This window comes from Streptomyces sp. cf386, assembly GCF_900103585.1.
Taxonomy (GTDB): domain Bacteria; phylum Actinomycetota; class Actinomycetes; order Streptomycetales; family Streptomycetaceae; genus Streptomyces.
Genome location: NZ_FNHV01000016.1, coordinates 157,599 through 181,222, shown reverse-complemented (window position 1 = coordinate 181,222; position 23,624 = coordinate 157,599). Strand labels below are relative to the sequence as shown.

Sequence of the window (23,624 nt, the reverse complement as noted above, 5' to 3'; positions counted from 1 at the left end):
GCGCCCGGCCGTACCGTCTGCAGATCCCGAGAGGACGGCATCCGCGCTGCCCGCACACCCCAGCGGCAGGCACCGGCCCTCGCCCCCGCCGCGCCACAACGCGCTCCACCGTCCCGTCCCCGCTGGAGCCCCCCCTTGTCCTCGCAGTCCCCGCAGTCGTCTCAGGACCCGCAGCCCTCGAAGGCCTCTCAGCCCCCACCCCTCTCCCCCGCCCCCACCCCCGCTCCCTCCTTGACCGAGGTCGAGACCCACGGCGTCGACCGCATCCCCGACGCCGAGCGCACGGCGACCCCGCTCGATCTGTTCCGCCTCGCCTTCGGTGGCGCCAACACCTTCTCCACCTGTGTCCTGGGCGCCTTCCCGATCCTGTTCGGCCTCTCCTTCTGGCAGGGCCTCGCCGCCACGCTGCTCGGGGTCGTGGTGGGCGCGCTGATCCTCTGCCCGATGGCGGTGTTCGGACCGGTCAACGGCACCAACAACGCCGTCTCCTCCTCCGCGCACCTGGGCGTGCACGGCCGCGTGGTCGGCTCCTTCCTCTCCCTGCTGACGGCCGTCGCGTTCTTCTCGATCTCGGTGTGGAGCTCGGGCGACGCCCTGGTCGGCGGCGCGCACCGGCTCTTCGGACTGACGCGCGGCAATCTGTCGTACGTCGTCGCGTACGCCCTGTTCGCGGGACTGGTCCTCGCGGTCTGCGTGTACGGCTTCCGCTTCATGCTGTTCGTCAACAAGATCGCCGTGCCCTCGGCGAGCGTGCTCTTCCTGATCGGCGTGATCGCCTTCGCCGGTGACTTCGACCCGTCGTACGCGGGCGTCTTCACGGACTCCGCGGACGCGGCGACCCAGTCGCTGTTCTGGCCGTCGTTCATCGGCGCCGCCCTGATCGTGCTCTCCAACCCGGTCTCGTTCGGGGCGTTCCTCGGCGACTGGTCCCGCTACATCCCGGCGAGCACCCCGCGCCGCAAGGTGATCGGCGCCGCGTTCCTGTCGCAGATCTCGACCCTGCTGCCGTTCCTCTTCGGCCTGGGGACCGCGAGCATCATCGCCACGAAGGTTCCCGAGTACGTCGATCCTGCGGCGCCCGACTTCGTGGGCGGGCTGCTGGCGATCTCACCGGGCTGGTACTTCCTGCCGGTGTGTCTGCTGGCACTGATCGGCGGTATGGCGACGGGCACGACCGCGCTGTACGGGACCGGGCTGGACTTCTCGTCGGTGTTCCCGCGGCTGTCGCGGGTGCAGGCGACGCTGCTGGTCGGCGGGCTGTCGATCGCGTTCATCTTCGTCGGGCGGTTCGGCCTCAACCTCGTCCAGTCGATCTCGACCTTCGCCACGATGATCATCACCTGCACCACGCCGTGGATGGTCGTGATGATGCTGGGCTACTGGACCCGGCGCGGCTGGTACGACCCCGACGCCCTCCAGGTCTTCAACCGCCGTCAGCGCGGCGGCCGGTACTGGTTCGCGCACGGCTGGAACTGGCGGGGCATGACCGCCTGGTGGGTGGCGGCCGTGATCGGCGTCCTGTTCACCAACATCCCGGGCCAGTTCGTCGGCACGCTGGGCGATCTCGCGAACGGGGTGGACATCAGCCTGCCGTTGTCGCTGGCCGTCGCGGCCGTGCTGTTCCTGGCGCTGCTGCGGCTGTTCCCCGAACCGCGAGCGGTGTACGGGCCCGAGGGTGCGCGGCTGGCCAGGACCGTCGAGGTGCCGGTGCCACCGATCACCGGGCCCGGTGCGAAGGCCGACGCGGAGCCGTTGTCAGACCCCTCCGCTACGTTGCGGGCATGACCAACTTCGTACTGGTGGCAGGGGCGTGGCTCGGGGCGTGGGCGTGGGACGAGGTGGCGGCGGAGCTGCGCTCGGCCGGACACGGCGTCCATCCGCTGAGCCTGTCCGGACTCGCCGAGAAGCGGGGCGCGCCGACGCCCGGGCAGCAGACGCACGTTCAGGACATCGTGGGTGAGGTCGAGCGCCTCGATCTGCGGGACGTCGTCCTCGTCGGACACAGCTACTCCGGCGTGCCGGTCGGGCAGGCGGCCGAGCGGATAGGCGACCGGCTGACCCGTGTGGTGTTCGTCGACGCCATGGTCCCGGTCGACGGAGAGTCGTCCCTCTCCGGCTGGCCGAGCGACGAGGTGCGGGGGGCGATCGCCGCGACCGGCTTCTGGCCGCCGCAGACCGCCGAGGACTACGCGGGGCAGGGCCTGACGGACGAGCAGATCGCCCGGATCGTGAACGGCTCCACCCCGCACCCGGGTGCCACGGCAACGGAACCGGCCGTACTCACGGGCGACCTCGGCAAGCTTCCGGGGACGTACATCAAGTGCCTCCTCGACGGCGACGAACCGTGGGGTGCCGCGGCCGAGCTCCTCAAGAGCGACCGCTGGGACCTGGTGAACATGAACACCGGCCACTGGCCGATGTTCTCCCAGCCGCGCGAACTGGCCCAGATCCTGCACGAGTCGGTGACGGCCCCCTGATCCACTCCCCCGCCTACCGGTCGGTATGGTCGGCGTACAGCGCGTTCTCAGTGACGAGAGGCGGGGCGTACGCATGGGCAAGCACTGGGCGGACTTCCAGTACGAGATCTACCTGAACGGGATGACGGGTGCCGTACCCCGGCTGCCCACCGATCTGACCCGGCTGGAGGAGCTGACCGAGCAACGGCTCGACCCCGGCCCCGTCGGCTATGTGGCGGGCAGCGCGGGTGACGGCAGCACCGCCCGCGCCAACCGGGCGGCCCTCGGGCGGCGCCGGATCGTGCCGCGCATGCTGCGGGACGTACACGAACGGGATCTGTCCGTCGAGGTGCTGGGCCGCTCCCTGCCCGCTCCGCTGGCACTGGCGCCGGTCGGAGTGCTCTCGATCATGCACCCGGACGCCGAGTGCGCGGCAGCCCGGGCCGCCGCCGCACAGGGCGTGCCGTTCACCCTCTCGTCGGCGTCCAGCACTCCCATGGAGCAGGTCGCGGAGGCGATGGGCGACGCCGAACGCTGGTTCCAGCTGTACTGGCCGAAGGACCCGGAGGTGGCCCGGAGTTTCCTCGCCCGGGCGAAGGCGGCCGGGTTCACCGCGCTCGTCGTCACCCTGGACACGCCGATGCTGGCCTGGCGGCCACGCGACCTCGACCAGGCCTATCTGCCGTTCCTGCACGGCGTGGGCACCGCCAACTACTTCTCCGACCCGGCGTTCCAGGCAGGCCTGGCCAAGCCGGTGCTGGAGGACCCGAACGCGGCCGTCATGCACTTCGTCGGCATGTTCTCGGACCCCGCCAAGACCTGGCCGGACCTGGCGTTCCTGCGGGAGAACTGGGACGGCCCGATCGTCCTGAAGGGCATCCTGCACCCGGACGACGCCCGCGCCGCCGCCGACGCCGGGATGGACGCAGTGGTCGTCTCCAACCACGGTGGCCGCCAGGTGGCAGGCTCCGTCGGGGCGGCCGACGCCCTGCCCCGGGTCGTGGAGGCGGTCGGCGACCGCCTGACCGTGCTGTTCGACAGTGGCATCCGCACCGGCGACGACGTCTTCAAGGCGCTCGCCCTCGGCGCGAAGGCGGTGCTCGTCGGACGGCCGTACGCCTACGGGCTCGGCCTCGACGGACAGGCGGGCGTCGAGCACGTCATCCGCTGTCTGCTCGCCGAACTCGATCTCACTCTCGCCCTGTCCGGGCACGCCACCCCCGCCACCATCGGCCCCGCCGACCTCATCGAGGAATCCGTATGACCGCCGCCAAGAACGTCCTCGCCGTCATCTCGCCCCACGTGGGCGGCCGTGGCATCGGAGCCGGCCTCGCCACGCTCTTCCCCGAGGGGGCGAACGTCACGGTCGTCGAGGCGGCCGACGAGGACCCGGCGGCCCTGCGCTCCGCCCACGTCGTCATCACCGCGCTCGCCCCCGTGACCGCCGAACACCTCGCCGCCGCACCGGAGTTGGCGCTGGTGCAGTGCGCGAGCCACGGCTTCGACTACGTCGACGTGGACGCGGCCCGCGAGCGCGGAGTGCGGGTGTGCAACATCGGCTCCAGCGGCGCCGAGGCACAGAACGTCGCCGAGCAGACCTTCGCCCTCATGCTCGCCCTGGCCAAGCAGCTGATCCCGGCCCACACCGCGCTCGTCGAGGCCGACTGGGCACTCCCCCGGCTCCAGAACTCACTGACCGAACTGTGCGGCAAGACGCTCGGCATCGTCGGCCTGGGCCAGATCGGACGACAGGTCGCCCGTCGCGCGGTCGCGTTCGACATGAGCGTCGTCTACGCCGGACGACGCCGACTGCCCCCGGAGACGGAGACCGAGTTCGGCGGCGCCCGTCACGTCCCGCTCGACGACCTGCTGAGCACCGCCGACTACGTCTCCCTGCACACCCCGCTCACCGACGAGACCCGCCACCTGCTGAACGCCGACCGGCTGGCACTGCTCAAGCCGACGGCGTTCCTGATCAACACCGCGCGGGGCGCCCTGATCGACCAGGACGCCCTGGCGGACGCATTGGAGAAGGGCGCCCTGGCCGGAGCAGGCATCGACGTCTTCGACCCCGAACCCCCCACCCCGGCCCTCCGCCTGCTCCGCGCCCCGAACGTGGTGCTCTCCCCACACGCCGGCGGCGTCACGCGCGAGACCATCGTACGGACCGCCCTGGCGGCGGTCCAGAATGTAACCGGCTTCCTAGCGGGCGGCGCGCCGAAGGATGTCGTGGACTGAGCAGGCCCGGCGAACTTTCTGCCGACGGGTCGGCAACGCCCTCAGGGGCGCGGGGCTGTGCTCGATATGCGGCTCCGCCGCGCGGGCGCGACCAGCCCCCACGGCGCCGCAGACAACCGACAACGCACCCGGCACCACCAGCAAAGCGTCTACACCTCTTCCTCCGCCAACCTCACAGCCCGCGCCGCCGGTGTCTCGGTCTCCCCGCTCGACAGCGAGCCGGGGCTCGCCGACGCCACCGGATCGGTGAGCCAGCGCTGCGCGTCGGACCCGTCGCGGACCTTGACGACGATGTCGGAGCCCGCGTCGGACGCGGTGGGCGCGAGGGCCAGCTGGTCGTCCCAGCGGGGCAGTAACTCGCCCTGCACGGTGAGGTCGTAGCGCACGTCCTCGGCCCGCTTCGCGTCGTCGTCGGCGCACTTGCCGAGGATCACCACACCGGCGTCGATGTGCGAGTCCAGGCACAGGTCGGGTTCCGCCACGCTGCGCAGCAGGCCGTCCTTCTCGTACGACCACTGCTGGGTGTCGTCGGCCGAGCACTCGGCCAGCTCGGTCCCGGCACCCGCCTTCGGTTCGCCCCGGATGTCGAGGCACAGGTCGGCGTCGGTGTTGCGCAGCCTGGACTGCAGCGGTGCGGTGGGGAGTTGGGCCGTGCCGGGCGGTGAGGAGGACACCGCGGGCGGCAGCTGGGTTCCGGTGCCGCCGCCGGTGGCGGAGGCGGCCGGGTCGACCCCGTCGTCGTCCGAGAGCAGGCCGGCGGCGAGCATGGCCGCGATCAGCCCCGCGGAGGCCAGGCCCACGCCGGTGAGCAGGGTCCGCGAGGAGCGCGGTCCGCCGGCGGGTCTGCGGACCTGCATGGGGATGCGCGACAGGAGGCGTCGTCGTCCGGCGCCGTGCCGGGCGGAGCCTCGCGCGTGGGTGCCGTCGGTCTGTGTACGGCCCGGACGGGTGTCCAGATAGCGGCGCGCGCCCCAGCCGAGCACCGCCTCGGCGATGAGCCCGCCCAACCCGCCCTCGAAATGGCTCAGTTGTTCGGCGGCGTTACGGCAGTAGCGGCACTCCGTCAGATGCTGCTGGACATCCGGCAGCAGAGCCCCGCCTCGACGAATCGGGACGTCGAGGAGGCGGTTGTAGAACCGGCAATCCTTCGTCGGCGCGAGTTCCCGATGGGCATGTACACAACCTTCACGGAATTTATCACGCGCCTGTTCGAGGGCGGCCGAGGCGGTAACGGTATCCATGCCCAACAGACCGGCCGGGATGCTTAGCGGCTCGGCTTCGACCTCGGTATGCCAGAGCAGACATCGGGCAAGTCCCGGAAGCGCCTGGAATGACCGATCGGCGAGCTTCCGATTTTCGGGCGTCATCGACTTCGCCGTTCGCATACCGCGGCCGCCCGCGGGTTTCGCCAGCTCCGGCAGAACGCCCGCTATTTGGTCTTCGGCCGACCACTGCCGGACCGTGTCCCGGACGGCGACAAGGAGCCGGGGCCGTAGCGCGGCGGCCGGTTCGCCCAGCGCCAGACGGTCGAGGACCTGGTGGAAGGCGGCGGCGGTCACCATGTCCGCGGCGCCTGACGGAGCGGCGAGACAGATCACCGCGTATTCGCGGGCCGGTTGCCAGTGCCGCGCCATGAGCAGCGCGACGGACGGGGCGGCCTCGTTGTCCGGACGGCCCCGCAGCCGGGCGGCGAGACCTTCGTCGGATTCCTCGGGAACCCCGCCGGGCGGCGGGTAAGGGGGGCGAGGGGGGTGGGGGGTGGGCACTGAACGGAATCCTTCCCACGCGCAGGTGACTCAGAAGGTCTGGTGGCCGAAAAGGCGGAGCGGTCTGGTGTGTACCTTTTCGGCGTGAGCGCGGGGAGCGCGAATTCACCAACGTCCATCCGTCCCGGTTCCCCACGGAACGAATGAGCCCCAGCCTTTTCCACCCCCCACGGGTAGTTCACCCTTGCACAGCACACTCATGACCAACAAGGCACTTGGGCAACATCCGCACCTTTGAAAGAAAGTCAGATTCGGCGGCAACTCGCCGCACCTGCGCGAGCTTTCGACATTCCATGCGCCCCGTGTGAAACACACGCACACGCCGGAGCACCACGCACGCTCCCCAGCGCGTGCACCGGCGTAGTCCACTGGAAGCGGCCCCTCGGAAGGCCCCGCGCAGGACCGGCGGCTCTCCTGCGCGACATGGGCCGCCGACCCCGTTCCTCCCGCCCTCGGTCGGCGGCCCCGAGGGCGGGCCGAACGGGTCCGCCCGGCCGACGGGTCTCAGATCTGCCAGGAGCGCAGCCGGTCGGCCGCGCCGTACACGTCGACCTTGCCGGAGATCAGGTCGCGGGCGAGGTCGACGAGGGCGCCGTAGGGCGGGTCGATGCCGACGCCGCTGACGAACATGTAGGCCACCGCGGACGCGCAGGCGAAGCGGGCGTTGGCCGAGGGAAGCGGCTTGAGCAGGGCGAGGGTGTGCAGCAGCGCGGCGGCTCGCCAGGCCGGGTCGGAGTCGACGCCCAGGCGGGGCGGATCCACGCGATGGCGGGCGACGGCGGCGACCAACGCGGAGAAGTCGTTGATCGTGGGCTGGTCCGGCAGGACCTCTTCGTGCCGTTGGAGCAGCCAGGGCACGTCGATATGGAGGACTGGTGCCATCGGTCAGGCAGCCCGTCCCGCGCCCTTGGCGGACGGTTCGTCGTCAGGGAAGGCGGCCGCGAACTCGTCGGCGTGCGACGCGAAGAACCGACGGAACGCCTCGGCGCCCTCCTGCAGCGCACGGTGCCGGGCTATGTCGGCCGCGGCGGCCTCGCGCACGAGTGCCTTCATCGACGTACCGCGTTCCTTGGCGATCTGCCGCAGGTCCTCTAGCTCGCGGTCGCTGAACTCCACGTTGAGAGCTGGCATGCCCTCACGGTACCGCTCGGGTACTTACCCGTAAATACGTGCAGGTCAAGTGTGATGCACGACGGTACCGAGGGGACACGGAACGCTCGGTCGAGCACCTGGCCGCTCACCGGACCACCCCTACGACGGTCCCGAGACGTAGGTCACATTCGCCCCCTGGGATGTCACACTCAGGCCCCCGCCGGCCCTCGCAGTGGTGAGCACGCACTGGGAGGCCCCCGTATGTCCGACACCCCCGCACCCGTCACCGACGACGCGACCGGCGTCTTCGTCCGCCACCGTGAGCTGATGTTCGGCGTCGTCTACAACATGCTCGGCAGCGTCGCCGACACCGAGGACGTCCTTCAGGAGACCTGGCTTTCGTGGACGGCGCGCGGCAGGGGTGCGCCGCTCGACGGGGTCGCGAACCCGCGGGCGTATCTCGTGCGGATCGCGGTGAACCACGCGCTGACCCGGCGGTCCGCGATCAGCCGTCGCCAGGAGACGTACGTCGGCCCGTGGCTGCCCGAGCCGCTGGTCGCGGACGGCGAGGGTGCCGGGGCCGACGACCCGGCCCTGCGCACCGAGTCGGTGTCACTGGCGATGCTGGTCGTGCTGGAGTCGCTGACGCCGCTGGAACGCGCCGTGTTCGTGCTGCACGAGGTGTTCGGGTATCCCCACACGGAGATCGCGCAGATCATCGACCGCAGCCCGGCGGCGGTACGGCAGCTGGCGCATCGCGCCCGGGAGCATGTGCACGCGAGGCGACCGCTGTACGAGGCGCATCCGCGGGTGCGGCGGGAGGCGACCGAGCGGTTCGTGCGGGCCGCGGTGGGCGGCGACATCGCCGAGCTGATGGAGATCCTCGCACCGGACGTGACGGTGTGGACGGACGGCGGCGGCAAGCGGAAGCCGGCGGCGCTGCGTCCCGTGCGGGGACGGGACAAGGCGGTCCGGTTCTTCGGCTCGTACGCGAAGAGGGGCGGTGGGGGCCACCTCCAGCTGCGCTACCGGCGGGTCAACGGCGACGACGCGGTGATGCTGTTCCAGGGCGAGGAGCCGTATGCCGTCCTGGTCCTGGACCTCACGCCGGACGGCGAGCGGGTGTCGGGCGTCTACGTCATCAGCAACCCGGACAAGCTGACGCATGTGCGCAGGGAGGGGGCATGAGCACCCGGGAGCTGCCGCCCGGCAGGGGTGAACGGGTCGCGGACTGGTTCGACGGGCGGCTCGGCATCCACTCCCTCGGCCGGAAGTACCTGCGCAAGGTCTTCCCGGACCACTGGTCCTTCCTGCTCGGCGAGATCTGCCTGTACAGCTTCGTCGTCCTGATCCTGACGGGCGTGTACCTCACCTTCTTCTTCCATCCGTCGATGAACGAGGTGACGTACCACGGCAGTTACCTCCCGCTGAACGGCGTCCGCATGTCCGAGGCGTACGCCTCCACGCTGGACATCAGCTTCGACGTACGCGGCGGGCTGCTGATCCGGCAGCTGCACCACTGGGCGGCGCTGGTCTTCGTCGCCGGGATGCTCACGCACATGATGCGGCACTTCTTCACGGGGTCGTTCCGGAGGCCCCGGGAGGTCAACTGGCTCTTCGGCTGGTCCCTGTTGTTCCTCGGCATGTTCGAGGGCCTCTTCGGCTACTCGCTACCGGACGACCTGCTGTCGGGGACGGGCCTGCGGTTCGTGAACGGCGCGCTGCTGTCGGTGCCGATCGTCGGGACGTATCTCTCGATGTTCCTGTTCGGCGGCGAGTTCCCGGGCCATGACATCGTGGCGCGCTTCTACTCGCTGCACATCCTGGTGATCCCCGGCATCATGGCGGCGCTGATCGTGGCGCACCTCCTGCTGGTCGTGTTCCACAAGCACACCCAGTTCGCGGGCCCCGGACGTACCGAACGCAATGTCGTCGGCGCCCCGTTCATGCCGGTGTACCTGGCGAAGGCGGGCGGCTTCTTCTTCCTGGTGTTCGGCGCGCTCACGTTCATGGCGGCGGTGGCGACGATCAACCCGGTCTGGTCGTACGGCCCCTACCGCGCCGACCAGGTCTCCACCGGCGCCCAGCCCGACTGGTACCTGGGCTTCGCCGAGGGCCTGGTCCGCGTCATGCCGGGCTGGGAGATCACGCTGTGGGGCCACACGCTCGTCCTCGGGGTGCTGATCCCGGTCGTGGTCTTCCCGCTCCTGCTGGTGTTCATCGGCGTGTACCCCTTCCTGGAGGCCAGGATCACGGGTGACAAGCGTGAGCACCACCTCCTCGACCGTCCCCGCAACCGTCCCGTCCGCACGGGGATCGGCGCGGCCTGGATCAGCCTCTATCTGATCCTGCTGGCGGGCGGCGGCAACGACATCGTGGCGACCCGGCTCCATCTGTCGATCAACACGGTGACCTGGGCGATCCGTATCGCCGCGCTGGTCGTCCCGGTGACCGTGTTCGTCGTCACCCGCCGCATCTGTCTCGGGCTTCAACTCCGCGACAGGGAACGGGTGTTGCACGGCCGGGAGACCGGCGTGATCAAGCGGCTTCCGCACGGCGCGTACGTCGAGGTGCACGAGCCGCTGAGCCTGGCCGAACTGCACACCCTCACCGCCCACGAGCGACCCGGCGAGCTCGTCGAGAACGAACCGTAGGGAAACGGGCGGCGACCAACGGTCGTACTGCATGTACCGGGGCCGTCCCGTCCCGACGGCCCCTACAACCCCGGGTGATGCCCCGCTGTCACACCCCATGCCGGCACACCACCACATGTTCCCGGCACGACAACGAGCCTCATCTCCAACGGAGTTCACGTGCACATGCGCTTAACAGCCACCCGGACGACCGCGGTCGCCGCCCTCACCCTGCTCGCCGGCGCGGTGGTCGTACCGTCCGCCCACTCTGCGGACCGCGACTACACGGTGACCCTCACCAGCAGCACCGCTACCACCGACTTCGACCAGCGCACGGTCGACCTGACCGGGACCCTGACCCGGCCGGACGGGACGCCCGCCGCGGACACGCCGGTCGAGCTGGAGCAGTCCGTCCTGTTCGACACCTGGAACCCGTGGGGCGACCCGATCGACCCGACGGAGTGGGAGACCCGCAGCCTGGGCACGGTCCGCACGGATGCCAAGGGACGGTTCGCCCTTGAGGACGTCCCGGCGGACCGCTGGGAGGACCAGCCGAGCCGTTACCTCTCCCCGCGCCACCAGGTGCGGTTCCGCGCCATGCACGACACGGACCCCACCGACGGCCAGATGGCGTTCGCGGACACCGCCGTGAACGTCGAGCCCGTCACGAGCTCCCTCACGTACCGCGTCAGCAACCTCATCGTGCACCCCGGCATGCGCCTCACCGTCACCGGCAAGGTCACCTGGCCCGCCGGGCACGGACCGGTCGCCGGGACCCGGGTCTTCCTGCGGCAGTACTACGAGAGCGAGTACCACGCGCAGACCACCACGGACGCTGACGGCAACTTCACCATCACCACCAGGATCCGCGCGTACGACCGCGAGTTCGTGCTCTTCTCGGCCCCCAAGGACTACTACATAGCGGGCGCGAGCAAGGACCTCCCGGTCAGGAACACCGCCTCGTAGCGGCAGCCCGTCACCGCCGGAAGCCCGCCGCCGCACTCCGCGACGGCGGGCTCGCCGCTCCTACCCCTGGTCGGCCACGAAGGAGGCCATCCGGGTCAGGGCGGAGTTCCAGTTGATCGTGTGCTCGTTCGTCGACCAAGACTGAATATCGTCGATGTAGCAGAACTGACCGACGCAGCCCTGGAGTTTGCTCTGTGCGTAGGGGTCCTGAATGCTCGAGTTCGGCCCGCCCGCGAGCGTGCCGACGGGCGGGTTCGGCTGGTTCGGGTCAAGCTGGTGGGCATACCAACGGGCGTGCTGGTTGCGGGAGTTGACCTCGCCGTAGCCGGTCACGTACGAGATGTTCAGCGCGTTGCGACCGAACAGGTAGTCCATGCTCTCCACCGCGCCGTCCCGGTACTTCGAGGCGCCCGTGATGTCGTACGCGGTGGCGATGACGACGGCGTTGTGCAGGATCTGGTGGTTGGACCCCCAGTCGTAGAGGTTGCCCGCCGGGGCGTACGGCATCCCGTACGGCTGTGACTTCAGGGTGGCCAGGTAGGCGTCCGCACCCTTGATCACGGACTGGCGCACCTTGTCCCGGCCCGGCAGCCCGCTCGGCACGGTCGCCAGGTCCAGCCGGGCCGCGGCCGCGGTCCTGGCCCAGTCGTAGCCCAGGGCGCCGAAGATGTCGGCCGTGTGGACCGGGGAGCCCAGGACGTGGTCCGCGAACTCCTTCTCCCCCGTGCTGAGATACAGCTCGGCCGCGGCCCAGTAGAACTCGTCGGTGACATTGTTGTCGGCGTACGTACCGCCGCCGATGCCGTCGCTCTCCGAGGCGTACCGGTCGGGATGCGCGAGCGCCGCCGTCCAGGCCTTGCGGGCGGCACCCAGCACCCTCGCCGCGAACTCCTTGTCGTACGGCTTGTACAGGCGCGCCGCCTGCGCGGCCGTCGCCGCCAGGTTCAGGGTCGCCGCGGTGGACGGCGGATGCAGCTCACGCTTCTGCGGGTCGTCGCTCGGCAGCAGTGGCAGGCCCGTCCACTGCTCGTCGTGGATCTTGTGGTGCGCCATGCCGGCCAGCGGCTGCCCGGCGGGCACCTGCATCTTCAGCAGGAACTCCAGCTCCCAGCGGACCTCGTCCAGGATGTCCGGCACCTTGTTGCCGCTCTCCGGGATGGCGAGCGTGCCGTCGCGCAGCTTCTCCGACTCCCCCGTGCGGGCCAGCCGTTCGCGTTCGTACGTGCTCAGCAGTTCCCACACGGAGATGCCGCCGTTGACGACGTACTTGCCGTGGTCGCCGGCGTCGTACCAGCCGCCGGTGACGTCCAGCGTGTAGTCGCACACGCCCGGCCGGCAGGGCACCGCGCCGTCGCCCCGGTTGGGCACGACGTCGACGTGTCCGGCGGGGCGGGCGTAGCCGGGGCGCAAGTCGTCGCGGATCGCGATGCCGCTGCGCTGCGTGTAGTAGTACTTCACGGCGTCCAGGCGCAGCCGCTCATAGGCGGCCGTGCCGATGTCGAAGGGGCGGCTCGCCTCTCCGTCGGCGACCAGCGTGAAGTCGTTGCCCTTCTTCCGATAGCCGCCGAAGTCGATGGAGTGGACGTTCTGCGCGGAGGACGCGTCGGTGCCGCGCGGCACGGTCCAGCCGTGGGCGACCACCGCCCCGGAGGCGTTCTTCAGCTGCCAGGGCAGCTTCTCGGTGGCGTCGGTGACCAGCGTGGCGTTCTTCGGCCCGGCAGGCAGATAGGCGACCTGGTTCACCCGCACCCGGGGCCCGGTGTCGGGCTCGTACACCTCGGGCGGGACGCCGCCCAGCAGGGACGCGTCGTCCATGCAGAAGCGCCACGCGTCCGCACTGCCGCCGAGCTGGAAGGCGACCTGGCCCTGCGGGGTGTCGACGGGCGAGGTGAAGGTGTACGCGTACGAGTTGCCGGAGACACTCAGCTCCGGCGTCACCTCGAAGTAGGTGTCGTACGGGGCCGCCGACAGGCCGACGATCGCCCGCACGACGTGCCCCTCGGGCGAGCCGTTCGCGGTGAAGGAGAAGCGGTACGACTCCCCCTTCACCAGGGCGATGCCGTTCTGGCCGACGGCCGCGTCCCAGCGGTTGGTGGTGCCGCCGGGCACATCGGCGCAGAGTCGGCCGTCGGACAGGCCCGCGGTGACGGTGCTGCTCGCCCACCAAGGCTCGGTGGTGGTGTCGAAGGTGCCGTTCTTGAGCTGCTCGACCTCTGCGGCGCCTGCCGGTACGGCGAGGCCTGCGGCCAGCAGGGCCGTCAGGGTCAGCAGGGTGGTTCTGCGTCGTTTCACGTCTGGGCTCCTCGGGGGGAGGTGCGGGTTACGCTCGCGATGGGAGCGCTCCCAGATGCGGACGCGACCATGCTTGTTGGCGACATGACACTCCGTCAACGGTGCGGACGAAACGCTCCGCTGGGTATTGCCGCGATGGGTCGCATTTCGGCTGCGGCACCGCCGTGGCTGGTCGCGCAGTTCCCCGCGCCCCTTACGGGGCGCTGCACGAACCGTTCGTCCGGACCGTGACGTGGGTCAGGTAGTGGGCACCTCCAGCTTGCTGATGCGTACTGCTCCTCGCGCCTGACCTGGGTGAGCGCTGGTCAAGGTGAGCCGCAACCGGGAGCCTCGTACCGCATCGAAGGTGAGGGCGGTCGGCGCGTCCGAGGCGGTGGCCCAGTCGACGGCCGCCCCCTTCACCGGCACATACCGGCGGCCGTCCCACACCTCGGCCCCGACCGACGCGGGCAGGGAGTGCCTCGCGTCCACGGTGAACGAGACCTCCACCCGGCCGAACGTCCGCGCGCGGCCGAAGTCCACACTCACCCAGTCCTCGGACCTGGCTCCGTCGAAGGCCGGCAGCAAGGCTGTCGCCGCCTTGAGGAAGCCATTGGACCAGGCGGTGGCCGGGTCGCCGTCGAGCATCGCGGCGGGGAGGGTGTCCGGACGGCCGGAGTAACTGGCGTCAGCGTACGGGTAGTTGGCGGGCTGCGGATAGTCGGGCTCGAAATCCGCCGCCGGGGTGAGTGCGGCCGACCTGGCGGGCGCCGTCCGCACGGTCACGCTGCCCGCCCGCAGGCCCTCGGCCCGTGCGGTCACCTTCAGCAAGCCCGTCTTCGTGCCGGATCGTATGATCGCCAGCGCCTTGCCGTGGAAGGCCGTACGGGTGCTCGCCTGGTAGCGCTCGGCGCTCTCCTCGCGCCCGTTGTCCAGGCCGGCGAGCGAGCCGCCCCGCACGTCGAAGGAGATCAGGTTCTCGGCGTCCGGCACCACCACACCCCGGGCGTCGACCACCTCGGCGGTCACGAAGACCAGCGAACGGCCGTCGGCGTTCAGGGACTTGCGGTCGGCGGTCAGTCGTACGGCGTTCGGCGCTCCGGCCGTGCGCAGCACATCGGTGGCGACCGCCTTGCCGCCCCTGCGGGCCACCGCCTTCAACTCCCCCGGCTTGTAGGGCACTTTCCAGGTGAGGTGGAGCTTGCCCGCGCTGCCGTTGGGGCTGGTGTAGCTGCCGGGGTAGGGGCCGTCGGTGAAGGTCTTGTCGTCGCCGGTCGCCTCGGTCGTCTCCAGGTAGGCCCGGCCGTCGACGGTCTTCTTGGTGTCGAACGTCCGGGTGCCGAGGGACTTCCCGTTGAGGAACAGCTCGACGGCGTCGGCGTTGGAGTACGCCCACACCTCGACGGTGTCGCCCTCCGTGTGGTTCCAGGTCATCGGCAGCAGATGGACCATGGGCTCACTCACCCACTGGCTCTGCAACAGGTAGTACATGTCCTTCGGGAAGCCGGCCGTGTCGACCGCGCCGAAGAAGGACGCCTTCACCGGGAAGACGTCGTACGGCGTGGGCTCGCCTATGTAGTCGATGCCCGACCACAGGAACTGCCCGGCGAACCACTTCCGGTCGCGGTCCTTCTTGTGCCCGTACTCGCCGCTCATGGTCCAGGAGGCGAGGTTGTTGTCGTAGGAAGAGGTCGAGCGCTTGCCGGGTGTGTAGTTCTCGCCGGTGTTGAGGCGCTCGGGCTCCTGGTAGGCGCCTCGGGTCGAGGTCTCGGAGGAGGACTCGGACTCGAAGAGGAACAGGTGGGGATAGCGGGCGTGCAGGGCGTCCACCGACTTGGCGGTGTTGTAGTTGAGGCCGAGGCCGTCGAGCTTGGCCAGGATCAGGTCGCCCGGTGTGCCCGGAGCGGGGACGCTGCGGTGGCGGTGGGAGCCGATCACGATCGGGCGGGTGTCGTCGGAGGCCTTGATGGCGGCGATCAGGCGGTCGGCCATGGCGAGTCCGGGGGCCGAGGTGAACTCGGAGACCTCGTTGCCGATCGACCAGGTGAGGACGGCGGGCGAGTTGCGGGCCGCCAGCACCATCTCCGTGATGTCCTTGTCGGCCCACTCGTCGAAGAAGCGGCCGTAGTCGTAGCGGGTCTTGGGCGAGCGCCAGCAGTCGAAGGCCTCCACCAGCATCACGATGCCCATCTCCTCGCAGACCTGGATCATCTCCGGCGAGGGCGGGTTGTGGGAGGTGCGGAAGGCGTTGACGCCCATCGACTTCATGATGGTCATCTGCCGCCGGATCGCGTCGATACTGACGGCGGCACCCAGGGCGCCGAGGTCGTGGTGGAGGTCGACGCCCCTGATCTTGCTGTGGGCGCCGTTGAGGTGGAAGCCCTCGTCCGGGTCGAAGCGGAAGGTGCGGAAGCCGAAGGTCGTGCGGTGGGTGTCGGCGGTTCTGCCGCCGACGCGCAGTTCGGTCTTCAGGGTGTAGCGGTGGTGCGGGGTCGCGAAGTCCCACACCTTCGGTTCGAGGACCGTGAGTTCGTGGGTTTCGGTCGCCTTGTCGGTGACGGGGACCGTGGAGGAGGTACGGGCTACGGTACGGCCACCGGGGTCGACGATCCGCGAGACGATCTCGACGTCCGTGCCGCCTGCGGAGGCGTTGACCACCGAGGTCCGCACCCGTACGACGCCCCGCTCCTCGGTGATCTCGGGAGTGGTGACGTACGTGCCCCAGCGCTCCACGTGCACCGGTTCGGTGACGACGAGGCGGGCCTCGCGGTAGATGCCGCTGCCCGAGTACCAGCGACTGCTGGGAAGGCGGTTCTGCACCTTGACCGCGAGCACGTTCTCGGTGCTGCCGTCGGTGTGCACCAGGTCGGTGAGATCGAAGGCGAAGCCGGTGTAGCCGTAGGGGTGGCGGCCCACTTCCTTGCCGTTGCAGTGGACGTACGAGTCCATGTAGACGCCGTCGAACTCCACCGATATCCGCTTGCCCGCGAGGGCGGGCGGCAGGGTGAAGGCGAGGCGGTACCAGCCGAGGCCGCCGGGGAAGAAGCCGGTGCCGCTGGTGGTGCCGTGCTCGGTGGTCGGGGCGAACTCGATGCTCCAGTCGTGCGGCACCGCGACCTCGCGCCAGCCCGAGTCGTCGTAGCCGGGCTCGGCGGCACCGGCGTACGCGCCGGTCGGGTCCGTGATCCCGCCCGGGTTCACCAGGGCGAAGCGCCAGCCGTCGCGCAGCGGCACGGTGCGGCGGCCGGAGGCGGCAGGCGCGGTTTCGGCTAGTTCGGCGGCCCCTGCCGGCGGGGTGCTCAGCAGCGCTCCGGCCGCCGGGGCGGCCGTGGAGGCGAGCAGTAACGATCTTCGAGTGACTGTCATGGCGGCTCTCCCTCATCAGGGCCCAGAAGTACTCACAACTGATCGTGAACAAACAGATTCTGACGGGGTGGCACACGGAGCAGTCAAGAGCGCGCCAAGAGAGTTCCGATACGTACGCGTCGCCGACGCACTAGGCTGGAGCCCAAGTGCTCACGGTTGTTCACCGTGAGTGTGCGCGATGGAGTGGCGAGCATGAGCCCGGAGTATCCGTTCGACGAGGCCGCGACGGCCCGGGCGGTCGTCGACGACAGCGGCGTGGTCGTCGAGTGGAACGCCGGGGCCGAGCGACTGCTGGGCCACCCGGCCGCCGAGGTCCTGGGGCGCCCCGCCGTGAATCTGCTGGCCGACGAGGGGCAGACCCGGTCCGGCGCCCCCGACGGCGAGCGGTGGGACGGCATCCTCACCCTGCGCCATCGCGACGGCGGCGCGGTGACCGTGTGGCTGCTCGCCCACCGGGTGCGGCCGCAGGACGCCGGGCCCGACCACTGGCTCGTGGTCACGCCGATCGAGGGGGACGGCCCCCGGCTGCCCGACGATCCGCTGGACGGCGTCGGGCTCCTGGAGTCCCCCTGCGCCATCGCGATCTACGACGAGCGGCTCCGGCTGCGCCGGATCAACTCCGTCATGGCGGAGGTCCTGCGCCTGTCCGAGGAGCATGTGCGCGGGCTGCGGGCGCCCGAGCTGACCGGCCGGGCTCAGAGCTACGACATCGAGCGGCAGCTTCTGCGGGTGCTCACCACGGGCCGGGGCACCGACGTACGGACGTACGTTCCGGTCGGCGGTGACAGAACGTACGCCTGGTTGGCCCGCATGGCCCCGATCACCGACGGCAAGGGCCGGGTGCGCGGCGTGTCCGTCGCCGCGCACGACTTCACCGACCAGTACGTGGCCCAGGAGCGGCTCCAGCTGGTGAACGAGGCCAGCGTGCGCATCGGCACCACCCTCGATGTCACGCGGACGGCCCAGGAGCTGGCGGACATCTGCGTTCCCGCCCTCGCCGACTTCGTGAGCGTCGACCTGCTGGACCCGCCCGAGCACGGGAGCGAACTGCCCACCGGTCGGCTGACGGCCCCGATCTCCCTGCGCCGGGCCGCCCATCGATCCGTCAACCACGGCACCCCCGAAGCCGTCGTCAAGCCGGGGAGCATGGACGTGTATCCCGCCCCCTCGCCCCAGGCCGACGCGCTGCTGGCGGGGCACGCCATCGTGGCCTCGACCTCGACCGGTGATCTGGGCCAGTGGCTCTCCTGGGACCCGGCACGCGCGGAGCGCATCCAGGAGTACGGCATCCACACCACCATGTCGGTGCCGATCCAGGCCCGCGGCACCACCCTCGGCGTCACCGTGCTCACCCGGTTCAAGAACCCCGAGGCGTTCACACCCGACGATGTGCTGCTGGCCGAGGAGATCACGGCCCGCGCGGCCGTCTGCATCGACAACGCCCGCCGCTACTCCCGCGAGCGCGAGACCGCCCTCGCCCTGCAGCGCAGCCTGCTCCCCCGAACCCTGCCGCGCACCGCCGCGCTCGAAGCGGCCTCCCGCTACCTCCCGGCGGCGCGGTCGGGGGTGGGCGGCGACTGGTTCGACGTGATCCCGCTGTCCGGGATGCGGGTGGCGATGGTCGTCGGGGACGTCGTCGGGCACGGCATCCAGGCCTCGGCCACCATGGGCCGGCTGCGCACCGCCGTACGCACCCTCGCCGACATCGATCTCGCGCCCGACGAGCTGCTGACCCACCTCGACGACCTGGTCGTCCGCCTGTCCGAGGAGACCGGCAGCGAGGGCAGCCCCGGCGAGGTCGGCGCCACCTGTCTGTACGCGGTGTACGACCCGGTCTCCCGGCGCTGCACGCTGGCCCGGGCCGGGCACCCCTCGCCGGTCATGGTCCCACCGGGCGGCGCGCCGCGGGAGATCGAGCTGCCCGCCGGGCCACCGCTGGGCCTGGGCGGGCTGCCCTTCGAGTCCGCCGAGATCGAGCTGCGCGAGGGCACGGTGCTCACCTTCTACACCGACGGCCTCATCGAGACACGTGAGCGCGACGTCGACGCCAGCCACTCGCTGTTGTGCGACGCGCTGGCGGGTGCCTCCGGCTCGCTCGACGAGACCTGCGAGCGCGTGCTGAACGCGCTCCTCCCGACGGGCGGGGTCGCCGACGACGTGGCGCTGCTGGTGGCCCGCACCCAGGGGCTGCCCGCCTCCCAGGTCGCGACCTGGGACATCCCGGCGGACCCGGCGCTCGTCGCGCCCATCCGCAAGCAGGCCGTCGAGCAGCTCGACACCTGGGCTCTGAGCGAGGTGTCGTTCACCGTGGAACTGGTGGTGAGCGAACTGGTCACCAATGCCATCCGCTACGGCATCCATCCCATCCGACTCCGGCTGATCCACGACGCGGCCACCCTGATCTGCGAGGTCTCCGACACCAGCCACACGGCACCGCATCTGCGCCGCGCCAAGACCTTCGACGAGGGCGGCCGCGGGCTGCTGCTGGTCGCCCAGCTCACCCAGCGGTGGGGCAGCCGGCACACGACGGAGGGCAAGACGATCTGGGCGGAGATCGGGCTCGTCGACGAGGGGTGAGTAGTCGGTGCGAAAACGGGGAGTCGTGACAACCATGGGACATGCACGGGCATTCCGCCCCTTACACCGAGCGACTCCCCTCGTCAGCGCCGTCGCGTTGCTGAGCCTGGTCGCCGCGTGCGGCAGCGGCGCCGACGGTGCCGTGCGGACACCGGACGGCACCGGCAGCCCTGCGGCCACGGCCGGTACGGCCAGTGCGGGGAGTCCCGCAACCCAGCCGGACCCGACCGCACCCGGCACCGCCGACACCGCAAGCCCCGTGACCCAGTCGGCCGCCGCCGCTCCGCGCTGCCACACCTCCGAGCTGCGCGCGAAGATCGGCCGTCCCAGTCCGGGGGCCGGGCAGCGCAACTTCCCGATCGTGCTGACCAACGCGACCGACCGCACCTGCACCGTCCGCGGCTACCCCGGTGCCGCCTTCGTGGACGCGTCCGGCAAGCAGCTCGGCCCGGACCCGAAGCGGTCCCCCGACACGCCGACGACCGTGTCGCTGGCCCCGGGCCGCAGCGCATGGGCCGGGCTGTCCTTCGCCAGCCCGGAGATCAGCGGGGCCCGTACGGCCGTGCCGGAGGCGCTGCTCGTGACGCCGCCCGACGAGCGGGATCCGCTGCAGGTGGCATGGACGGCCGGTGAGGTGCCGGTGGCCGGGAACGAGTCGTCGGTGCGCCTGACGGTGCTCCAACCCGGCACCGGCGGCTGACCGGCGTGGTCAGTGGCGGCCGCCACCGCCGTATCCGTACCCTCCGTAGCCCCCGCCGTATCCGTACCCCCCGCCGCCTCCGTACCCGCCGGAACCCCCGTATCCGCCGCCGGACCAGCCGTTCTGGCCGTCCCCGGAGCAGTAGTACGGGTAGTACGAGCACGCGTCGGTCGGGGACGGGCTCGTGGCCGTCGGCTGCACGGCCGACGGGGTCGGGGTGGCGGTCGGGGTCGACTTGGGGGTGGGGGTCGGGGTCGGCTCCGGTGTGCTCGGCGTGTCGGTCTCGACCTCCTTGCCCCAGTTGACCACCTCCAGCTGGAGCTCCGTGCGCGAGGTGTCGATCACCCAGTGCTGGGCGTCGCCCTCGTCGTCGCGGGTCTTGAGGACCAGGGCGCCCGAGCCGTCGGTGGCGGCCGGGCTGAGGGCCAGGTCCTGGTTGAAGCGTGGCACCAGGGTGCCCTGGAGCGTGAAGTCGTAGCGGACGTTCTTCTTCTCGGAGTCGGAGCCGCCCGTGCACGGGGCCAGCCGGACCGAGTAGCCGAGGTGGGAGTCGAGACAGAGGTCCGGGTTCGTGGCGCTGCGCATCAGGCCGTCGGTCTCGTACGACCACTGCTGGCCGGGCGCAGCGGAGCACTTGGTGAGTTCGGCCTCCGCGTTATCGACGGCCTTCCCGCCGACGAGGCCGACGCACAGCCCGGACCCGATGTTGTGCAGCCGGCCCCGCAGATCGCCCTTCGCGGCCTCGGCCGCGCCCGCCCAGGACGGGTTGCTGGTGGCGGTGCCCGCGTCGGGGGCGGGCGTCTGGGCGGGGCGGTCGTCGGCGGCCGGGGCGGGGCCGTCTCCGGAGCCGAGCGCGGACCAGACGACGAGCGGGAGGACGACGAGGGCGCTGACGGTGACGACGGCCGCGGTGAGGTTGCGACGCCGTGCGGCACGGCGGGCGGCCTTGAGGGCGGAGCGGCCGGAGCAGGCGCGGGTCTCGCCGGTGGGGGCAGCGGGGGCGGGGTCGCCGGGACGGGAAGCCGTGGCGGGGCCGGTGCGCGGGGCGGCCCGACGGGCGGTCCGGCGGGCGCGTCGGGGACCCGGCACGGCGGGCGAGGCGACGACGTCCGCGGCGGTGAAGGGTTCACCCACGGGTGCGGCGGTCCCTCCCGCGGGGGCGAATGCCTCACCCCCGGGAACGAACGCCCCGCCCCCAGCAGCGAAGTTCCCACCAGCGGCAGCGAACGCCTCACTCCCGGCAGCGAAGTTCCCACGCACGGAAGCGAAAGCCTCCGCGGCGGGGGCGGGGCCTGCGCCCGAGGCGACCTCTCCCGCAGGGGTCGGGGTGTCTCCCGCAGGGGCGACGGCGGCATCGTCGGCGAAGAAGGACTCGCCCGCGATCTCCGCCGCCCGCGCCGGCGGCTTCACCTCCGCCGGCGTGTCGGCCTGTCTCGCTCTCGACTCCAGATAGGCACCCGCGCCCCAGCCGAGCACCGCCTCGGCCAGCGCGAAGCCGAGCCCCGCGTTGAAGAGGTTCAGCTGCTCGGCGGTGTCGCTGCAGTGCCCGCAGCGGTTCAGGTGCTCGCCCAGGTCGGGGTCGATGTCGACGCCGCCGCGCCGGTAGGTGACGTCCAGCATCCGCAGATAGCGCCGGCACTCCTGCTCGGGGGCGAGTTCGCGGTGGACCTGGAGGCTCTCCTCGCGCAACCGCTCGCAGGCCCGGCCCAGTTCGACGTGGGCGGACTCGTCGTCGAGGCCGAGGAGTCCGGCCGGTACGGCGAGCGGCTCGGCCTCGACCTCGGTGTGCCACAGCAGACAGCGGGCCGACTGAGGCAGCCGCTGGAAGGCGCCGGTCAGCAGTCGGCGGTTGGCCGGCGGCAGCAGCCGGGCCACGGCACGCTCCGCGCCGTCCGACTCGGAGCGCAGCTCGGGGTGGAGCAGCTCGCGCCGACGGTCGGTGTCCCACTCGGCCGCGATACGCCGCACGGTGACGAGCAGTTGGGGGCGCCATGCGGCCGTCGGCCCGGTCTGCCGCAGCGTTTCACCGAAAAGGCGGGTGAATGCCGCGGTGGTGAGCATTCCCGCGGAACGGGCGTCCGCGGTGCACAGCCGGGCATAGGCGAAGCCTGCTTCCCAGTGCCGGTCGAGGAGTTCCCCCACGGGATGGAGCGCTGGTGTCGCCCCTGTCCACCTCTTGAGTTCGGCGCTCAGTTGAGCGTCCGTCACTTCAAAAAGACGGGCGTCGCGAGGGGAATTCGACGGGCCAGCGTCATGCACGGTGGCATTCCTCCGGAGGGCATGCGGCATTAAAGGTCCATACCAAGGGGTATGCTCCGGGCGCGACTCTTGTGAAGCGCGGGGCGTGTGGGAGCGAAGCACACCTTTGCACAGGTCAGCGACAGGGAACAAGTCATTCCCGGGTTTTGTGCATTGCGTGCCGGGCGGTCACTATTTGACGAACGGTCAATAGCGGTCCAGGGTCATTACGGCGTATCCAGTGGGCAATTGGAAATGGTATTCACTCACCTCACCGCGAACTTCGCCGCAAACCATTGAGGAACCGCACTCCCTCCTTTTTGCCTGGTCATACGTGCGCACGCGTCTTCACAGCGCCTCCACAAGTCACCCGCCAACCATTGAACCGCCCGCCCGGTACGCACCCGGCGGCATCCCGTACCGTTCCCGGAACACCCGGTTGAAGTGGAACGGGCTGACGAATCCCGAGGCGGCGGCCACGCGTTCCACGGACAGGTCGGTGCCCTCCAGCAGCCGGGCGGCGTGTCGCAGCCGCGCCTCGCGCAACGCGCGCATCGGTGACTGACCGGTCTGCTCGGTGAAGAGGTGCGCGAACCGGGAGGGCGAGAGTGCGACACGCCCGGCGAGCGAGCGGACGGTGTGCGGGGCGGCCGGATCGGCTGCGATCAGCGCGTGGGCCCGGCGTACCCGCGTGTCGAGACCGGGGCCGGACCGCACCGTCCGCGCGGTACCGGCGGTGAGCAGGACGGCCTCCTCCAGTGAGCACAGGGCGAGTTCACGCGCCGCGGTGCCGTGCGCCACGGCGACCGGCTCGTCCCCCGGCGCCACGTCGGGCGGCGCCTCCGTCCCCGTCCAGCGGGCGTCGGCGAGCATCCGGCCGAACGCCGCCTCGACGCGGCCGCGCACGGCGTCCGGTGTCGGCGTGACGACGTACATCCCCTCACCGGCGTCGTACGGGCGCAGCCAGGACCGCCAGGAGGGGCGGGCCTGGCAGTGCGCCCACCAGAACTCCCAGTGCCGTGCGCCCGGTTCGACCCCGTAGCGGTGCGGGACACCCGGTGCGAGCACCACCAGGTCCCCCGCCCCGGCCCGCGCCTCGGCGTCCCCGTGCCACAGCCGGCCCCGGCCGCCGGTCGTCCAGGTGAACAGCCAACTGTCCGCACCGCTCGGCCGGTTGACCCCGTACCCCGCCGGCTGGTCGAAGTACCCGACCACCACCAGGCCCGGCGGCGGGGCGGGATCACCGGGCGCAGCAGTCTCAGGCAAGTCGTCAGCGCTCACGGTCATCCTCCTGGAACGTCGATCGGCCTAGCGTGGCAGG

16 protein-coding genes are annotated in these 23,624 nt (G+C 71.0%); 9 read left to right on the top strand and 7 right to left on the bottom strand.

The annotated features are described in order from the left end of the window. The first annotated feature begins 231 nt into the window (after nucleotides 1–231). From BLU79_RS34600 to BLU79_RS34585, 4 genes are all read left to right on the top strand, one after another. Nucleotides 232–1,785 carry a purine-cytosine permease family protein gene (locus BLU79_RS34600; RefSeq protein WP_177001292.1) on the top strand — a complete coding sequence of 518 codons (1,554 nt, stop codon included), beginning with the start codon at nucleotides 232–234 and terminating at the stop codon, nucleotides 1,783–1,785. After that, nucleotides 1,782–2,477 (top strand): alpha/beta fold hydrolase, encoded by a 696-nt coding sequence (locus BLU79_RS34595; protein WP_093909936.1) that lies wholly within the window; start codon nucleotides 1,782–1,784, stop codon nucleotides 2,475–2,477. The genes BLU79_RS34600 and BLU79_RS34595 overlap by 4 nt, the downstream gene beginning before the upstream one ends. Nucleotides 2,478–2,550: 73 nt before the next feature. After that, nucleotides 2,551–3,720, top strand: coding sequence for a lactate 2-monooxygenase (locus BLU79_RS34590; RefSeq protein WP_093909935.1), 1,170 nt, complete (start codon nucleotides 2,551–2,553; stop codon nucleotides 3,718–3,720). Beyond that, nucleotides 3,717–4,694 (top strand): 2-hydroxyacid dehydrogenase, encoded by a 978-nt coding sequence (locus BLU79_RS34585; RefSeq protein WP_093909934.1) that lies wholly within the window; start codon nucleotides 3,717–3,719, stop codon nucleotides 4,692–4,694. Before BLU79_RS34590 ends, BLU79_RS34585 begins: the two co-directional genes overlap by 4 nt. Before the next feature lie 149 nt (nucleotides 4,695–4,843). On the opposite strand, the gene BLU79_RS34580 is transcribed toward BLU79_RS34585, so the two are convergent. From BLU79_RS34580 to BLU79_RS34570, 3 genes are all read right to left on the bottom strand, one after another. Next, the gene (locus BLU79_RS34580; RefSeq protein WP_093909933.1) at nucleotides 4,844–6,460 is read right to left on the bottom strand and encodes an RICIN domain-containing protein; all 1,617 of its coding nucleotides are present in this window, start codon (nucleotides 6,458–6,460) and stop codon (nucleotides 4,844–4,846) included. Nucleotides 6,461–6,964: 504 nt separating this feature from the next. Next, complete coding sequence (locus BLU79_RS34575) at nucleotides 6,965–7,342, bottom strand: toxin Doc (protein ID WP_093909932.1); 378 nt, start codon at nucleotides 7,340–7,342, stop codon at nucleotides 6,965–6,967. A gap of 3 nt (nucleotides 7,343–7,345) precedes the next feature. Next, nucleotides 7,346–7,591, bottom strand: coding sequence for a hypothetical protein (locus tag BLU79_RS34570; RefSeq protein ID WP_093909931.1), 246 nt, complete (start codon nucleotides 7,589–7,591; stop codon nucleotides 7,346–7,348). A gap of 222 nt (nucleotides 7,592–7,813) precedes the next feature. On the opposite strand from BLU79_RS34570, the gene sigJ reads away from it, so the two are divergent. The 3 genes from sigJ to BLU79_RS34555 all read left to right on the top strand — a co-directional run bounded on the left by sigJ (nucleotide 7,814) and on the right by BLU79_RS34555 (nucleotide 11,151). After that, nucleotides 7,814–8,740 (top strand): RNA polymerase sigma factor SigJ, encoded by a 927-nt coding sequence (gene sigJ, locus BLU79_RS34565; RefSeq protein WP_093909930.1) that lies wholly within the window; start codon nucleotides 7,814–7,816, stop codon nucleotides 8,738–8,740. Continuing rightward, nucleotides 8,737–10,206, top strand: coding sequence for a cytochrome bc1 complex cytochrome b subunit (locus BLU79_RS34560; protein ID WP_093909929.1), 1,470 nt, complete (start codon nucleotides 8,737–8,739; stop codon nucleotides 10,204–10,206). Before sigJ ends, BLU79_RS34560 begins: the two co-directional genes overlap by 4 nt. Before the next feature lie 165 nt (nucleotides 10,207–10,371). Next, on the top strand, nucleotides 10,372–11,151 hold the full coding sequence (locus BLU79_RS34555; RefSeq protein ID WP_093909928.1) for a hypothetical protein: 780 nt from the start codon (nucleotides 10,372–10,374) through the stop codon (nucleotides 11,149–11,151). Nucleotides 11,152–11,211: 60 nt separating this feature from the next. On the opposite strand, the gene BLU79_RS34550 is transcribed toward BLU79_RS34555, so the two are convergent. Beyond that, a complete protein-coding gene (locus BLU79_RS34550) occupies nucleotides 11,212–13,443 on the bottom strand; it encodes a glycoside hydrolase family 9 protein (RefSeq protein WP_093909927.1) in 2,232 nt (743 codons plus the stop codon). Nucleotides 13,444–13,680: 237 nt separating this feature from the next. After that, complete coding sequence (locus tag BLU79_RS34545; RefSeq protein ID WP_093909926.1) at nucleotides 13,681–16,788, bottom strand: glycoside hydrolase family 2 TIM barrel-domain containing protein; 3,108 nt, start codon at nucleotides 16,786–16,788, stop codon at nucleotides 13,681–13,683. Between the two features lie 192 nt (nucleotides 16,789–16,980). Between BLU79_RS34545 and BLU79_RS34540 the strand changes: the two genes are divergently transcribed. Both BLU79_RS34540 and BLU79_RS34535 read left to right on the top strand, forming a co-directional pair. Continuing rightward, nucleotides 16,981–19,365, top strand: coding sequence for a SpoIIE family protein phosphatase (locus BLU79_RS34540; RefSeq protein WP_093909925.1), 2,385 nt, complete (start codon nucleotides 16,981–16,983; stop codon nucleotides 19,363–19,365). Between the two features lie 34 nt (nucleotides 19,366–19,399). After that, complete coding sequence (locus tag BLU79_RS34535) at nucleotides 19,400–20,065, top strand: DUF4232 domain-containing protein (protein ID WP_093909924.1); 666 nt, start codon at nucleotides 19,400–19,402, stop codon at nucleotides 20,063–20,065. 9 nt (nucleotides 20,066–20,074) lie between these two features. On the opposite strand, the gene BLU79_RS34530 is transcribed toward BLU79_RS34535, so the two are convergent. Next, entirely contained in the window at nucleotides 20,075–22,354 is a 2,280-nt protein-coding gene (locus BLU79_RS34530) for a ricin-type beta-trefoil lectin domain protein (protein WP_093909923.1), read from the bottom strand. Nucleotides 22,355–22,669: 315 nt separating this feature from the next. After that, nucleotides 22,670–23,590: a helix-turn-helix domain-containing protein gene (locus BLU79_RS34525; RefSeq protein WP_093909922.1), complete on the bottom strand. Its 921-nt coding sequence runs from the start codon at nucleotides 23,588–23,590 to the stop codon at nucleotides 22,670–22,672. Nucleotides 23,591–23,624 lie beyond the last annotated feature (34 nt).